Below are 13,890 nucleotides of genomic sequence, written 5' to 3'. Positions count from 1 at the left end.
GGGAAGGATCTCGGGCGAGCGGGCGCACATCGAGGTTGTCCCGATTCTAGGGCACCGGCCCCGCCACCCTGGTCAGAGTGACGCTCGACGTCAAGCCCCCTGTGATGAGCGGTTCCCGCCTCCTAGGGTGGGGGCGTGGCGAACACCGAATCATCGACAGACTCCCCCGCCCGCCCCGGACTGGTCGCACGCATCACGGGCCCGCTCATCGCCTGGGCGCTGGCTCGACGCCCGGTGCGCGCGGCGCTGCTCTACAGCGAGCGGCGCGGGCCGATGCTCGCCGACAGCATCACCTACCGCGCGTTGTTCAGCGTGTTCGCGGGTGTGCTCCTCGGATTCTCGATCGCTGCGCTGTGGCTCGCGGGGAATCCGGCCGCGTGGCAGGCGATCGTCGACGCCGTAGAGACGGCCGTGCCGGGATTGATCGGAAAAGAGGGGGTGATCGATCCGGACGCGCTCCGTACGCCCGCCTCCTTCTCCATCGCAGGGATCATCTCCCTGATCGCCCTCGTGGGTGCCGCATTGGGCGCCATCGGCTCCTTGCGCACGGCGGTGCGCGTGCTCGCCGGCACGCTGCAGGACGACATCCTGTGGATCTGGGTCATCCTGCGCAACCTCGCCCTCGCACTCGGCATCGGCTTGGCATTCGTCGTCTCTGCGGGGCTCACGTTCGTCGGACAGCTCGGAGTGACCTGGATCGCCGACCTCCTCGGCCTCCCGTCCGATTCCCCCGTTGCGGCATGGGGCGTGCGTCTGCTGTCGCTCCTGGTCGTGTACGCCCTCGACGTGGCGCTGATCATCGGTGTCTTCCGCCTGCTTTCGGGAGTGCGCCCCGCCGCCCGCTCGCTGTGGTCGGGCGCTCTGCTCGGCGCCTTCGGACTCCTGGTCCTGCAGGAGCTGTCCGGACTGTTCGTCGGCGGTGCGACGAGCAACCCGCTCCTCGCTTCCTTCGCGACTCTGCTCGCGCTGCTGATCTGGCTGAACTTCTCCGCGCAGGTGATGCTGTTCGCGTGCGCCTACATCGTCACAGCCGAGGAGGAGGCGTCGGACCGCGTGCATGCGCGCTACGCGGCGACCACCTTCGCTCAGCGGCGTCTGCAGCGGGCCGAGGTCGAAGTGCGGATCGCGACCGCGGAGCTGCGTGCCGCGCAGGAGACCGCAGCGGAGGAGACGTCGCACTGACACGACACCGCGACGCTCGCGGTACTCAGCTCGGGCAGACGCCCTTGTCCTGCAACGACGCGTCCGTGACGATCGCGCCATCGACGTCGACGTCGATCACCGCTGCACCATCGACGATCTCGAGCCTGGTGAGGGTGAGGCCGGCGGGGAGCTGATCGGCGATGCACACCCGCTGCGGTTTCGTGACCTCCTGGCCGAGCGATCCGAGTGTGGAGCCGACCTGATCGAGGTCGATGTCGAGCCCGCCGATGCTCGCGGCCACCGGGGTGAGTTGGAGGTCGCCATCGACGACGCCCGGAGTGACGGTCAGCGAGAGCGGCACAGCCGCACCGAACACGTTGATCGATCCGCTCACGGTCGCGTTCGGAGCCTCGAGCTCGACGGACTCGATGGGCAGATCCGTTCCTCTGAGAAGGCCGGTGAACTGCTCCTGATCGACGCGGATCGTCCCGGATGCGCCGCCGAGCTCGCCGCCGCGCAGCGGGACACCGGTCGCGGTGACGTCAGCCGCCCCCGTGATGCCTTCGAGGGTGACCGAATCGGTCGACAGATGCAGAGACTCCAGCGTTCCGCCGATGAGCTGCGGGAGCACCAGGCCCTCCGTCTCGACATCGAGCTGCTGGTCTGCAGGAAGATCGAGCTGCTCGACGACGATCGACCGCACGATCCCGGGAAGCACCGCGCGCGCCACGAACTCCGCGGCGACGACGAGCGCTGCCAGAACGATCACCACGATCAGCAGCACCCACGGCCAGCGACGTCTCCGGGCCGCCCCCTCGGTTGCTTGTGAGGACGAAGAACCGGGGATCACGAGCGTCGGGTGCTCGGCACCGGCTTCGGGATACGGCAGGGTGTGGTTGTCGTCGCTCATGATGCGGCCTTCACATGCGCTCGGGGGCGCTCACCCCGAGAAGGTCGAGCCCGTTGCGGAACACCTGACCGGCGGCATCGTTCAACCACAGCCGGGTGCGATGGACCGCCTCGATCGGGTCGTCGCCCTGCGGAATCACGCGGCAGTTGTCGTACCAGCGGTGGTAGAGACCCGCGAGCTCCTCGAGGTACCTCGCGACACGATGGGGCTCTCGCACCTGGGCCGCGAACGCGACGATGCGAGGGAACTCCTGCAGCGCCCCGAGGAGGGCGGCCTCGGATTCGTGCGTGAGGGTCTCCGGAGCGAACTCGGAGCGGTCGACACCCGAGTCGGCGGCGTTGCGGGCGACGTTGTGCGTCCGGGCATGGGCGTACTGCACGTAGAACACCGGGTTGTCGTTGGTGCGCTTCTGAAGCAGTTCGGGATCGAGATCGAGCGGCGAGTCTGCGGGCGAGCGCTCCAGCGAGTAGCGCAGCGCATCCGTGCCGAGCCAGTCGAGCAGATCGTCCATCTCGATGATGTTGCCGGCACGCTTGCTGAGACGGGCGCCGTTGATCGAGACCATCTGCCCGATCAGCACTTCCACGTTCTTCTCCGGGTCCTCCCCCGCGGCGCCGGCGACCGCCTTGAGTCGGTGGACGTAACCGTGGTGGTCCGCGCCGAGCAGGTAGATCTTGTTCTGGAATCCGCGGTCACCCTTGTTCAGGTAATAGGCGGCGTCGGCGGCGAAGTAGGTGTACTCGCCGTTCGAGCGGCGGATGACACGATCCTTGTCATCGCCGAAGTCGGTGGTGCGCACCCAGACCGCACCGTCTTCGTCGAACACGTGGCCCTGCTCGCGCAGACGATCGACGGCCCGGTCGATCAGACTCTCCCCCGACGCATCCTTCGCGTGCAGTGCGCGCTCGGAGAACCACACGTCGAAAGGGACGTTGAAGCGGCCGAGGGAGGACCTGATCTCGGCGAGCTGGAACTCGTAGGCGAGCTCCAGCGCCACGGCCAGCTGCTCATCGTCAGGCAGCTCGAGCAGATCGGGGCGCGCATCGAGGACGCGACCGGCGAGCGTCGTGATGTACTCGCCCGGATAGCCGCCCTCGGGGGTGGGCTCGCCCTTCGCCGCGGCGAGCACGGAACTCGCGAAGCGGTCCATCTGCGCGCCGGCATCGTTGATGTAGTACTCCCGGACGGCTTTCGCACCGCTCGCGAGGAGCAGGCGGACGATCGAGTCGCCGAGCGCGGCCCACCGCGTGTGCGCGATATGCAACGGCCCGGTCGGGTTCGCCGAGACGAACTCGACGTTGACGCTGACGCCTTCCTGAGATGCGTTGGTGCCATAGGCGGAGCCCGCGTCGACGATGACCTGCGCCAGGGCACCGGCTGCGGCCGCGTCGAGGCGGATGTTGATGAACCCGGGACCGGCCACCTCGGCGCTCGCGATCCCCTCGATCTCACCAAGGCCCTCGGCGATCTGCTGGGCGAGCTCCCGCGGGTTCGTGCCGAACGGCTTGGCCAGGCGCATGGCGATGTTCGACGCCCAGTCCCCATGGTCGCGGTTGCGCGGACGCTCGAGAACGATGTCGGCGGAGGTGAGCTCCAGCGGCTCGCCGGGACGTCGTTCCTCGGCGATCGGTGCGAGGACGGCAAGGACGGCGGCGGCGAGCGATTCGGGGTTCATAGCCTTCTCAGTTTACGGGGCGCGGTGGTGCCATCCGGTGGCACGGAGCGAGGGGAATTCGCAATCGGCTCGGCGTGATCTACTCTCGTCCCATGAAGGCCTCCGTCCCCCGCCGCCGGCTGCGCCGCACAGGAGTAGCCCTCGCCCTCCTTCTCGCCGTGGCAGCAGGCATTCTCGGCATGTGGCGGCCATGGGTCCCGCTTCCCTCTGCGGCACCGGTGGGCGCCGCAGACAACGGCGCAGACACCGCGGCCGAAGCGATCGCGCCCTCTCCCCTCACCTTGCCCGAGCACCCGACCGTTCTGGTCTTCGGCGACTCCTGGACCTTCGGCTCAGCGGCGACCGTGCCGACCCTCGGCTACGCCTACGTCCTGGCGAGCCTGATCGACGGCGAGACGATCGTGAACGGCGTCCGCGGCAGCGGATACCTGAAGCCCGGCATCGACGGCCCGACCTTCGGCGAGCGCATCGCCGCACTCGACCCCGCCCTCTCCCCCGACCTCGTGATCTTGCAGGGATCCATCAACGACCGGAAACAGGGCGTCGCCGGCTACCGCGAGGCCGTGTCCGCCGCCTGGGACGCGATGGCTGCGAAGTACCCGGAGGCGGCGATCGTCGTGCTCGGCCCGGCACCGCATGAGCTCCCCGTGGGCGCGACGACCGCTCGCATCGACACGGATCTGGGTGAGCTCGCCGCGGCACGAGGCTGGTGGTACATCTCACCCATCGCCCAAGGCTGGATCACCGCACAGAACTATCTCGACGTGATCGATGTCGACCTGGGACGCCGGCATCCTTCGACGGCCGGACACCGATACCTTGCCGAAAAGGTCGCCGCCGCGCTCGACGAGATGCGCGCCGCGCCGGTCACCGAGGCGGGCGGGTCGGAGACCACCCCCGACGAGTGATATTGTCGATCGGTACGCCTCCGTAGCTCAGTGGATAGAGCGCCGGTTTCCGGTACCGTAGGTCGCAGGTTCGACTCCTGTCGGGGGCACAACATGCGGAAGACCTCGCCCCTTTCGGGCGGGGTCTTCCGCGTACTACGCGTCCTCGGTGCGCGGTTCCTCCGACCGAGCGCGCACCGTGGTCGAACCGAGGGACACGGTTGCCAGGAGACCGACGGCGAGGAAACCCGCGGCCGTCCACGCCGCATAGCGCGTCCCCGCCGAGAACGCGGCCTTCGCATCCTCCGCGGCACCGACGGTCGCAGGATTCGACTCGAGCCCGCCGATCGCCGCGCCCGCACTGTCCACCACGGCGGACACGATCTGGTCACGCTGCGCGACGGGAACGCCCCGCTCGTCGAGGGATGAGGCGAGGATGCCAGCCGTGCTGCTGAAGAGCACGGTTCCCAGCACCGCGACACCGAGCGCGGCACCGATCTGCCTCGACGTGGACTGCGTCCCCGATGCAGCCCCACTGTCCGTGACCGGGACGTCGGCGAGAACGACCCCGGTGAGCTGGGCGGTGGCGAGCCCCACGCCGAGCCCGTAGACGAACAGGAACGGCACGAGCGGCCCCCACGTGGCGTCCGGCCCGATCACGAAACCCACCCCGGCAACGCCGACGATCTCGGCGATGAGTCCGCCGCGCACGACCCACACGGGCGCGATCCTCCCGCTTGACGCCCCGGCCACGCCGCTGGCCAGGAACGATCCGCCCGCGAGCGCGAGCAGGAGCAGCCCGGTCTGGACGGCTTCGAACCCGAGCACGAACTGCAGCCACAGCGGCAGCGCGAGGATGATGCCGAACTCTCCGAGGGACACGACCGCGGCCGCGATGTTCCCGTTGCGGAAGGAGGGGATGGAGAACAGGCGCAACGCCAGAAGTGTCGAGCGTCCCGCTCGTTCGCGATGCCGACCCCACAGGATGAATCCGACGACCGCGAGCACGGCGACGGCGAAGAACAGCGGTATCGGCGACAGCTCCCAGGGCCAGACCCATCCGGCCACCTGCGGACGGGTGTCGACGACCCACCATCCGTAGGAGCGTCCCTCGATGAGCCCGAAGACCAGGGATCCCATCGCCACGATCGACAACAGCGCTCCGACGACGTCGACGCGCGCGATGCGATCGCTACGGGACTCCGCCACCGTCAGCAGCACGCCGATCACGATGATGACGCCGAGAGGGATGTTGATACCGAACGCCCATCGCCACGAGTACTCGGTCGTGAGCCACCCTCCCAGGAGAGGACCGACGGCCGCCATCCCGCCGATCGTGGAACCCCACACGGCGAACGCGATACCTCGCTCCTTCCCGCGGAAGGTCGCATTGATGATCGAGAGCGTGGTGGGCAGGATCATCGCCCCGCCGACGCCCTGCGCCAGACGGGAGAGGATCAAGCTCCCTCCGTCGGGCGACAGGGCGGCGAACACCGAAGCGGCTGCGAAGACAACGACGCCGATGATCATCACCCGACGCCGACCGAAACGATCGGCGAGGCTTCCGAACACCAGCAGCAGCGACGCGAACACCAGGGTGTACGACTCCTGCACCCACTGCACCTCCGTCGAGGTGATCCCGAGGTCCTCGACGATCGCCGGAATCGCCACGTTGACGATCGTCGAGTCGACGATGATCAGCGAGACCGCGATGCTGATGAAGACGAGTCCGAGCCAGCGCCAGCGCACGTGCCTTTCCATGATCGCTAGCCTAGTTAGCTAAATGAGTCTGCGCGAGCTTGAGCTCACCCGTTCCCGGCCGGGCGTACTCTGAGGACGTAGATCACGACGAATCCCGAGGACGGCCGCCATGAACGTCAGCGATGCGCCGCGCGGAAGCCTCCTCTATGTCGAAGACGATGCGGAGATCGCCGCCTTGACAGTCGAGGTACTCGGCGACGTCTACGACGTGGACCACGCCTCCGACGGCGAGAGCGCACTGCGGCTCGCCCTGAGCAGGCGCTATGACGTCATGGTCGTCGATCGGCGACTGCCCGGCATGGACGGCGTCGCTTTCGTGCGCGCGGTGCGGACGGCGCACATCACGACACCCATCCTGATGCTCACGGCCCTCGGCACGGTCGACGACCGTGTGACCGGGCTCGATGGCGGGGCGAACGACTACCTCGTGAAGCCGTTCGACTACGAAGAGCTGCTCGCGCGCCTTCGCGCCCTGCGCAGAGCCTTTCGCACAGAGAGCGCACGAAGGCTGCTGGGCGAGTGGGTCTTCGTGCCCGACTCCCAGGCGATCTATGACCCGTCCGGATTCCGCGTGGCGTTGACCACGACCGAGAGCGCGCTCCTCGAGCTGTTATCGGGCAGCCCGGAGCACGTGTTCAGCCGGGAGGAGATTCTCCGAGCAGTGTTCCACGAGGGCGACACGAACAGCTCGGTGGACACGTACGTGCACTACGTACGGCGCAAGACGACGCCGGAAGTGATCGAGACGATCCGTGCGCGCGGCTACCGTGCGGGGACCCCCTCATGAGCGACGACGAGGCACGCGTCCGCCGGACCGCCCTGTCGATCGGGCTGTGGGTGGGAGTCGCGTCCGGCGTGATCGTCGCGATCGGTATCGGGATCCTCATTCTGGTGGTCCTCTCGACCTCGCGCCGAGAAGGCGAGGAGCACGGCGGTGGATGGCTCGGCGGCCCGCCGGGGACCCGCGACGACTTCATCGTCGATATCGACGTCATCGTGCCGACCGTGATCGTGCTGGGAATCATCGGCGTCGTGCTGCTGGGCGGCGTCGCCGCCATCGCCGCCCGCCGATCGGTGCGACCCCTCGCCGAGGCGCTGCGCCGACAGCGCAACTTCGTCGCCGATGCCAGCCATGAGCTGCGCACACCGCTGACGGCCTTGACCAGTCGCGTCCAGGTTCTGCAGCGGCGCGTCGATCGCGGCGAGGACATCGCGCCGGGGATCGTCGAGCTTCGACGCGATGCCGACGCGATGAGCGACGTGCTCAACGACCTGCTCATCGCGGCCGAGAGCGAATCCCGCGCCGAGGGAAAGGCGGACGTCGCCCAGGCGGCATCCACGGCTGTCGCCGCGATGTCGACGCTCGCACACGAGTCGGACGTCACCCTCACGGTGACCGTCGACGACGATGCGGAGGTCATGCTCCCGTCGGTGACGCTGGTTCGCATCCTCGTCGCCCTCCTCGACAACGCGGTGCAGCATTCCCCCCACGGCGGTACCGTCACCATCGGCATCGACCGAGATGCCCGGAATGCCCGGGTGCGCGTGGCCGATCAGGGAACCGGGATCGACAGCATCCCGCCCGATCAGGTCTTCGAACGGTTCTCCCGTCCCGCCGAGAGCGGGCGCCCACGCGGCTTCGGCCTGGGGCTCTCACTCGTGAGAGACGTGGCACGACGGGCCGGCGGCTCGATCGTGGTCGAGAGCTCGACCACGATCGGGACGACCTTCCTCCTCACACTCCCGGTGCACCGCTGATCTCATTCACGTCGATCACCGTCGAACCGAGCCAGCGCGTCACCGCCCCGTCGTCACCCACGACGATGCCGGTACGGGACGCGGAGGCGGCGATCCACGAGCGATCCGCGGCTCCCGCGACGACGGCGGCGGTCGCCCAGACGTCCGCGTGCGCGAGCCCATCCGCGACGATCGTGGCGGATGCGACTCCGACGGCCGGTTCACCCGTGCGGGGATCGAGGATGTGGCGCCCGCGCTCGGCGGTGCCCGACGTGGCGACCGCACCGTCCGCGATGTCGAGGGTGGCGATGGTCCGAGCACGGTGACGCGGATCCGCGATTCCCACGTGCCAGCGTCGATCCGCCCCAGGGGCAGTGAACAGCTGCAGGTCTCCCCCGGCGTTCATCCCGACCGCGAGCGCCGAGTCGAGAAGAGGCGCGAGATGGCGACGACTCGCCTCCTCCACTGCCCAGCCCTTCACCCAGCCCGTGGGATCGAACCACCCGTGGCGGTGGGCCGAGAACAAGCCCGCAGTCTCCTGCTCCGCGCGGTCGCAGGCGCTCACGGACGCCAGCACTCGCGGATCGGCGTCGAGGAGAGCCAATTCTCCGCGGCGGATGCGGTTGATGTCGGACTCCGGCCGATAGGTCGAGAACACACCGTCGAGCTCGTGCAGTTCGTCGAAACATGCCCGGACCGCCTGTTCGGCGCGCGCGTCGTGCTGCGTCGAGGGGGAGACGAGATGAACGCTCATCGGGATACCCATGACCTCCTCGACCCACACGCGCTTCGTCTCCTGTGCCGCACGCATCAGCTCTGCGCCTGGTCGAGAGCGCTCTGCAGCGACGACCGGTACCCGTCGCTCGTATAGGTCGCGCCCGAGACCATCTGGATCTCGGCGCTCTGAGCCTGCAGCGTCTCCGACACGAGTCGCGGGATCGCGGTGCCGTTGATCTGGCGGTCCCGTCCGTTGCCGTCGGGGTAGTCGATCGCCTGCACATCGCTGATCCGTCCACCTGCGACCGTGATCTGCACCTGGACCGGCCCGTACCTGGTCTGCGACGAGGTACCGGTGTACGTGCCGTCGGTGAACCCGCCTCCCGCGGATGACCCGGAAGGAGACGCGTCGGAGGCGCTGGCGGTGGTACCCGAGGCTGGGACGGTGGCCGTCGGCATGACTGCTTCGACCGACGTGCGGTAGCTGAAAAGCAGCACGAGACCGCTGATCGTCGCGAGAACGGCATACAGGATCTTCTTCATGGTGAGCTCCCCGGTCAGATCGTGAAGGATTCGGAGTGGATTCGGTGTGCAGGGAATCCTGCACCCTCGAGGTCCCGCTTGAGGTCCTTCATCCACGCCTCCGTACCGCAGACGAACACGTCGTAGCTCGCGGGGTCGGGGATGAGATGGCGCAGGAGGTCGGGTCCGCTCCAGGCGCCATGGCTCGCCGCTATCCACCTCGACGCGCCGGAGGATCGAGGGCCGACGAACGGTAGATAGCGCACTCCTCGACGGGCGACGAGGTCGGCGATCGCCTCTCGGCGGAGGGTGTCCTCGGCGACCGAGTCGCGAGTGAGGAGCGTCGCCTCTCCCGGCGCATAGTCCTCCGCCTCCAGCAGCGAGAGAAGCGGGGCGACTCCCGCCCCGGCACCGATCAGGAGCAGCTTCGTCCCGGTGCGGCGCTCCCCCGTCATCTCGCCATAAGGTCCTTCCACGATGACCCGCGTGCCCGCCGTGAGCGTCTCCAGCCGACGTGTGCCATCGCCCACCACCCGGGCTGTCAGGGTGAGCTCTCTCCCCGGCGCAGCCGAAAGGGAGAACGGATGCCCGCGCATCCACCCCGGCCCGTCGAGGAAACGCCAGACGAAGAACTGCCCGGCGCGGGCGCCCAGCGTCTCGATGTCTTTCCCCGCGATGCGGATGGTCACCCCACGCGCTCCGTCCGGTTCGACGCTCGCCACGCGCAGGCTGCGACGCGTGGAACGCAGCACGGGCATGCCGACCCGGAAAACGAGGACCGACGCCGCGGCGATCATCCAGAGCGACCACCAGTAGAGGGTGGCGAACGGCGAAGAGAGGAAGTCCGCCCCCGTCCACAACTGGTGGGGAAGCGCCAGCCCGACTCCGAGGTAGGCGTAGAGGTGCAGAAGATGCCACGACTCATAGCGCAGACGCCGACGCGCCCGCCGGATCGACGTGGCCACGACGAGCAGGATCAGGAGTGTGCCCGCTGTCGCCAGCAGCATGCCCGGGTAGTCCCAGACGAAACTCCACAGTTGGCCGAGCGGGTCGGTGCCGGCGGTGATCGCGTACCCCACGGCGAGAAGCGCGATGTGCGCACACATCAACCAGAACGACCAGAACCCGACGAAGCGATGCATGCGCGTGATGCCGTCACGACCGAATCCGCGTTCGAAGAGCGGCACACGCGCCATGAGCAGGACTTGATACAGCAGCAGATTCGCAGCGACCAGACCGGTCAGTCGCCCCAGCGTGGTGACGGTCTCCCCATTGACCCCGAGGACGGCGGCGATGCCTCCCCCCGATACCCAGAGCGCCACAACGAAGAGGCTCGTCGCCCAGATGACGGTGATCGCCCCCGCCCGCCATGCCTGGGCACGGCGCCGGCCCGAGCGCGCCGAGGCGCGGGGCTTCGAGGGGACGGATGCTCGGGGTCGTGCCGTCAGTGTGGTCATGCAGCAATCGTGGAGATGCGGCTCTGAGACAGCTCTAAGGAAGGCTGACCCCTCGCGGACTCACAGGGATTCCATGGGATTCCCCGAGCAATGCCGCGCCTCAGTTGGCACCGAGCGCCTGTTCGCGGGAAGCTGAGGCATGAGGTTTCTCCGCCTGCTGTGGCGCTATCCGGCCATCACGATCACCGTCCTCGTGTTCGTCGGGGTGCTGTTCCTCCATGCGAGCGACACGGCGGACCTCGGTCGATGGATCGCGACCGCCTATGTGGCGGTGTTCATCGCGTGGACCCTGGTCGGGATGGTGCGCGATGTGCTCCGCGGCCATGTCGGCCTCGATATTCTCGCCGTGGTGGCGATGGTCGCCACACTCGCGGTCGGTGAGTACATCGCCTCCCTCATCATCGTGCTGATGCTCTCGGGCGGAGAGGCTCTCGAGGACTTCGCCGGGCGCCGGGCGAAACGTGATCTGTCGGCGCTGCTCGACCGCTCCCCGCGCATCGCACACGTGCTCCTGCATCCGGAGACGACGGAATCGGACGAGGTCAGGGACGTCCCCGTCGATCAGGTCGCCGTCGGCGACGTCCTCCTGGTGCGACCGTCCGAGATCGTCCCTGTCGACGGATCGCTGTTGGGCGGAACGGGCACGTTCGACGAGTCCTCGCTGACGGGCGAGAGCATGCCCGTGACCCGAGACGCCGGTGGAGAGGTGCTCTCCGGAGCGATCAATGGAACCCGAGCAGTGCGGATACAGGCGGTTCGCAGGAGCGCCGACAGTCAGTACCAGCAGATCGTCGCGCTCGTGCACGAAGCGGAGGCCTCCCACGCCCCGGTCGTGCGCTTGGCCGACCGCTTCGCGATCCCGTTCACGGCGGTTTCGCTCGTGCTCGCGGGCAGCGCCTGGGCGATCTCCGGCGACTCGACGAGGTTCGCCGAAGTGCTCGTGCTCGCCACGCCGTGCCCGCTCCTGATCGCGGCTCCCGTCGCCTTCCTCGGGGGCCTGTCGCGCGCCGCGAAGGCCGGGGTGATCATGAAGGGCGGCGCCGTCCTCGAACAGATCGCGCGCGTGCGTTCGGCCGCATTCGACAAGACCGGCACGCTCACTCAGGGCCGGCCGGAGCTCGTCGATGTCCGCCCCACGAGCAGCTTCGACGCGGACGAGATACTGCAGCTCGCCGCCTCGGCGGAGCAGTACTCGACGCACGTCCTCGCCGAGGGCATCCGGCGCGCCGCCGAACAGCGTGGTCTCCCCCTCCATGCCGCCGAGGAAGCACGCGAGGAGGCGACGAACGGCGTCGTCGCCCGCATCGCCGGACGAGTCGTGGTGGTCGGCAAACCGGCGTATGTGGCTGCCCACGCGCCCGACACGGTGCGCGCGACGCTCGACGTCAGTCAGGCCGCTGCGTACGTGTGCGTCGACGGACGCTTCGCCGGTGTGCTCGTGCTCGCCGACCACCCCCGACCGGAAGCGGCGGCGGTCATCTCGTGGCTGCGCGAGAGCGGCGTCGACCGGATCTCGATGCTCACCGGCGACGTGCGGTCGACAGCGGAGTCCGTCGCCCACCAGGTGGGGATAACGGAGGTCCGTGCGGAGCTGCTCCCTCCCGAGAAGGTGCGTCTCGCCGCCGAGCTCCAGCCACGGCCGGTGATGATGGTCGGCGACGGGGTCAACGATGCCCCCGTGCTCGCCGCTGCCGATATCGGCGTCGCCATGGGGGCGAAAGGCGCGACGGCCGCCGGGGACGCCGCCGATGTCGTGATCCTCGTCGATTCCCTGGCGAAGGTCGTGGATGCGTTCTCCATCGGCCGGCACACCCTGCGGGTGGCGCTGACGGCGATCTGGATCGGGATCGGACTGAGCGTCGGGCTCATGATCGTCGCGATGACGGGTGCCATCCCGGCGGTGGTCGGAGCCCTCGTCCAGGAGCTCGTCGACCTCGCGACCATCCTGTACGCGCTCCGGGCACTGAGCGGTCCGACCGCGGCTCTCCCGCTCGCGACGGCGGGGACGGGCCCCGGGGCTGCTCAGAGCGCTCACCCGACAGGGGTGACGAGCCACGCTGCCACGCATGACGGGGATGCCAGCATGGAGCCGTCGACTGCTGACCGATCGAGAGGCGAGGAACCGAGATGACCGAGAACGCCGCCCTGCCGTCATGGCGGGACACCCGCACGCGGCGAGCGATCGAGGACTTCGTCGCTTCCGTCACCGACGGCCCGCACGCGGTGCCGGTCGCTGAACGGGTCGCCGTGTTCGACAACGACGGCACCCTGTGGTCCGAGAAGCCCATGATCACGCAACTGCACTTCGTGGTGGAGCAGTGGCGTGTCGCTGCCGAGCGCGATCCCGAGCTGGCCCAGAAGCAGCCGTACCTCGCCGCCGTGAGCGGCGACTTCGCTTGGCTGGGCACGGCCATCGACAAGCACTACGGCGGAGACGACTCCGATCTGAAGGTCATCATCCAGGCTCTCGTCGGGCTCACCGACGGCATGAGCGTCGAGGACTACGCCCGCTCGGTCGCCGAGTTCTACGAAGTGGCTCAGCATCCGACCCTGAACCGCCCCTACGCCGAGACCGTCTACCAGCCGATGGTCGAGCTGCTCCGGTACCTCGAGCTGCACGGCTTCACGTGCTACATCGTGTCGGGGGGCGAGCGCGACTTCATGCGCCCGATGACGCAGGCGAACTACGGCATCCCCCCGGAACGCGTCGTCGGATCGGCCTTCGGGCTCGCCTGGGACGACGCGGAGGCGACCGTTCGCTACTCGCCGTCGCTGGCGTTCTTCGACGACGGCCCGGAGAAGCCCGTCCGGATCTGGACCCGCATCGGTCGCCGGCCGCTTTTCGTCGGGGGCAACTCCAACGGTGACGCGGCGATGATGGACTTCGCGCGCCGGGGACCTCGCTCCGGCTTCGCGCTCCTGGTCCACCATGACGACCCGGCGCGTGGCGACATCCCCTACGACGCGGGTGCCGAAAAGGTGCTCGCGGATGCCGCGGACAAGGGGTACACGGTGGTCAGCGTGAAGGACGATTGGGAGACCGTGTTTCCCCCGCCTGCCACGGGGGAAACACGGTCCTGA

General features: G+C 68.5%; 12 protein-coding genes and 1 tRNA gene. 7 read left to right on the top strand and 6 right to left on the bottom strand.

Annotation, left to right across the window (positions count from 1 at the left end; all coding sequences use genetic code 11):
- Nucleotides 1–135: 135 nt before the first annotated feature.
- Complete coding sequence (locus tag LC041_RS08770) at nucleotides 136–1,182, top strand: YihY/virulence factor BrkB family protein (RefSeq protein ID WP_226532729.1); 1,047 nt, start codon at nucleotides 136–138, stop codon at nucleotides 1,180–1,182.
- Between the two features lie 25 nt (nucleotides 1,183–1,207).
- Here the strand turns inward: LC041_RS08770 and LC041_RS08765 are convergent, their stop codons facing one another.
- Nucleotides 1,208–2,053 carry an LmeA family phospholipid-binding protein gene (locus tag LC041_RS08765; protein WP_226532728.1) on the bottom strand — a complete coding sequence of 282 codons (846 nt, stop codon included), beginning with the start codon at nucleotides 2,051–2,053 and terminating at the stop codon, nucleotides 1,208–1,210.
- Nucleotides 2,054–2,063: 10 nt separating this feature from the next.
- Complete coding sequence (gene argS, locus LC041_RS08760) at nucleotides 2,064–3,728, bottom strand: arginine--tRNA ligase (RefSeq protein WP_226532727.1); 1,665 nt, start codon at nucleotides 3,726–3,728, stop codon at nucleotides 2,064–2,066.
- 92 nt (nucleotides 3,729–3,820) lie between these two features.
- On the opposite strand from argS, the gene LC041_RS08755 reads away from it, so the two are divergent.
- Nucleotides 3,821–4,636 carry an SGNH/GDSL hydrolase family protein gene (locus LC041_RS08755; protein ID WP_226532726.1) on the top strand — a complete coding sequence of 272 codons (816 nt, stop codon included), beginning with the start codon at nucleotides 3,821–3,823 and terminating at the stop codon, nucleotides 4,634–4,636.
- A gap of 16 nt (nucleotides 4,637–4,652) precedes the next feature.
- Nucleotides 4,653–4,725, top strand: a tRNA-Arg gene (locus LC041_RS08750).
- Nucleotides 4,726–4,771: 46 nt separating this feature from the next.
- On the opposite strand, the gene LC041_RS08745 is transcribed toward LC041_RS08750, so the two are convergent.
- Nucleotides 4,772–6,376, bottom strand: coding sequence for a DHA2 family efflux MFS transporter permease subunit (locus LC041_RS08745; RefSeq protein ID WP_226532725.1), 1,605 nt, complete (start codon nucleotides 6,374–6,376; stop codon nucleotides 4,772–4,774).
- Nucleotides 6,377–6,485: 109 nt separating this feature from the next.
- Here LC041_RS08745 and LC041_RS08740 point away from each other — a divergent pair, with 109 nt between their 5' ends.
- Both LC041_RS08740 and LC041_RS08735 read left to right on the top strand, forming a co-directional pair.
- The gene (locus LC041_RS08740; RefSeq protein ID WP_226532724.1) at nucleotides 6,486–7,163 is read left to right on the top strand and encodes a response regulator transcription factor; all 678 of its coding nucleotides are present in this window, start codon (nucleotides 6,486–6,488) and stop codon (nucleotides 7,161–7,163) included.
- Nucleotides 7,160–8,134, top strand: coding sequence for a sensor histidine kinase (locus LC041_RS08735; RefSeq protein ID WP_226532723.1), 975 nt, complete (start codon nucleotides 7,160–7,162; stop codon nucleotides 8,132–8,134). Before LC041_RS08740 ends, LC041_RS08735 begins: the two co-directional genes overlap by 4 nt.
- Here the strand turns inward: LC041_RS08735 and LC041_RS08730 are convergent.
- From LC041_RS08730 to LC041_RS08720, 3 genes are read right to left on the bottom strand one after another with little or no spacing between them, the layout of a single operon-like run.
- Nucleotides 8,112–8,924 carry an FAD:protein FMN transferase gene (locus tag LC041_RS08730; RefSeq protein WP_226532722.1) on the bottom strand — a complete coding sequence of 271 codons (813 nt, stop codon included), beginning with the start codon at nucleotides 8,922–8,924 and terminating at the stop codon, nucleotides 8,112–8,114. The two genes, LC041_RS08735 and LC041_RS08730, sit on opposite strands and share 23 nt — an antisense overlap.
- Nucleotides 8,924–9,373 carry an FMN-binding protein gene (locus LC041_RS08725; RefSeq protein WP_226532721.1) on the bottom strand — a complete coding sequence of 150 codons (450 nt, stop codon included), beginning with the start codon at nucleotides 9,371–9,373 and terminating at the stop codon, nucleotides 8,924–8,926. Before LC041_RS08725 ends, LC041_RS08730 begins: the two co-directional genes overlap by 1 nt.
- Before the next feature lie 14 nt (nucleotides 9,374–9,387).
- On the bottom strand, nucleotides 9,388–10,809 hold the full coding sequence (locus tag LC041_RS08720) for a ferredoxin reductase family protein (protein ID WP_226532720.1): 1,422 nt from the start codon (nucleotides 10,807–10,809) through the stop codon (nucleotides 9,388–9,390).
- Nucleotides 10,810–10,948: 139 nt separating this feature from the next.
- On the opposite strand from LC041_RS08720, the gene LC041_RS08715 reads away from it, so the two are divergent.
- Together LC041_RS08715 and LC041_RS08710 are read left to right on the top strand one after the other, a co-directional pair.
- Nucleotides 10,949–12,940 carry a heavy metal translocating P-type ATPase gene (locus LC041_RS08715; RefSeq protein ID WP_226532719.1) on the top strand — a complete coding sequence of 664 codons (1,992 nt, stop codon included), beginning with the start codon at nucleotides 10,949–10,951 and terminating at the stop codon, nucleotides 12,938–12,940.
- Nucleotides 12,937–13,890: an HAD family hydrolase gene (locus LC041_RS08710; RefSeq protein WP_226532718.1), complete on the top strand. Its 954-nt coding sequence runs from the start codon at nucleotides 12,937–12,939 to the stop codon at nucleotides 13,888–13,890. The genes LC041_RS08715 and LC041_RS08710 overlap by 4 nt, the downstream gene beginning before the upstream one ends.

This window comes from Microbacterium paraoxydans (assembly GCF_020524545.1).
GTDB lineage: Bacteria > Actinomycetota > Actinomycetes > Actinomycetales > Microbacteriaceae > Microbacterium > Microbacterium paraoxydans_C.
The sequence above is the reverse complement of the archived record's forward strand: the minus strand, read 5'-3'. Positions and strand labels throughout refer to the sequence as shown.

Excerpts from the sequence above, each read along its gene's own strand:
- LC041_RS08720 (WP_226532720.1), bottom strand. The coding sequence starts at position 10,809 with ATGACCACACTGACGGCACGACCCCGAGCATCCGTCCCCTCGAAGCCC.
- LC041_RS08745 (WP_226532725.1), bottom strand. The coding sequence starts at position 6,376 with ATGGAAAGGCACGTGCGCTGGCGCTGGCTCGGACTCGTCTTCATCAGC.
- LC041_RS08735 (WP_226532723.1), top strand. The coding sequence starts at position 7,160 with ATGAGCGACGACGAGGCACGCGTCCGCCGGACCGCCCTGTCGATCGGG.
- LC041_RS08715 (WP_226532719.1), top strand. The coding sequence starts at position 10,949 with ATGAGGTTTCTCCGCCTGCTGTGGCGCTATCCGGCCATCACGATCACC.
- LC041_RS08725 (WP_226532721.1), bottom strand. The coding sequence starts at position 9,373 with ATGAAGAAGATCCTGTATGCCGTTCTCGCGACGATCAGCGGTCTCGTG.
- LC041_RS08765 (WP_226532728.1), bottom strand. The coding sequence starts at position 2,053 with ATGAGCGACGACAACCACACCCTGCCGTATCCCGAAGCCGGTGCCGAG.
- argS (WP_226532727.1), bottom strand. The coding sequence starts at position 3,728 with ATGAACCCCGAATCGCTCGCCGCCGCCGTCCTTGCCGTCCTCGCACCG.
- LC041_RS08710 (WP_226532718.1), top strand. The coding sequence starts at position 12,937 with ATGACCGAGAACGCCGCCCTGCCGTCATGGCGGGACACCCGCACGCGG.
- LC041_RS08755 (WP_226532726.1), top strand. The coding sequence starts at position 3,821 with ATGAAGGCCTCCGTCCCCCGCCGCCGGCTGCGCCGCACAGGAGTAGCC.
- LC041_RS08740 (WP_226532724.1), top strand. The coding sequence starts at position 6,486 with ATGAACGTCAGCGATGCGCCGCGCGGAAGCCTCCTCTATGTCGAAGAC.
- LC041_RS08730 (WP_226532722.1), bottom strand. The coding sequence starts at position 8,924 with ATGCGTGCGGCACAGGAGACGAAGCGCGTGTGGGTCGAGGAGGTCATG.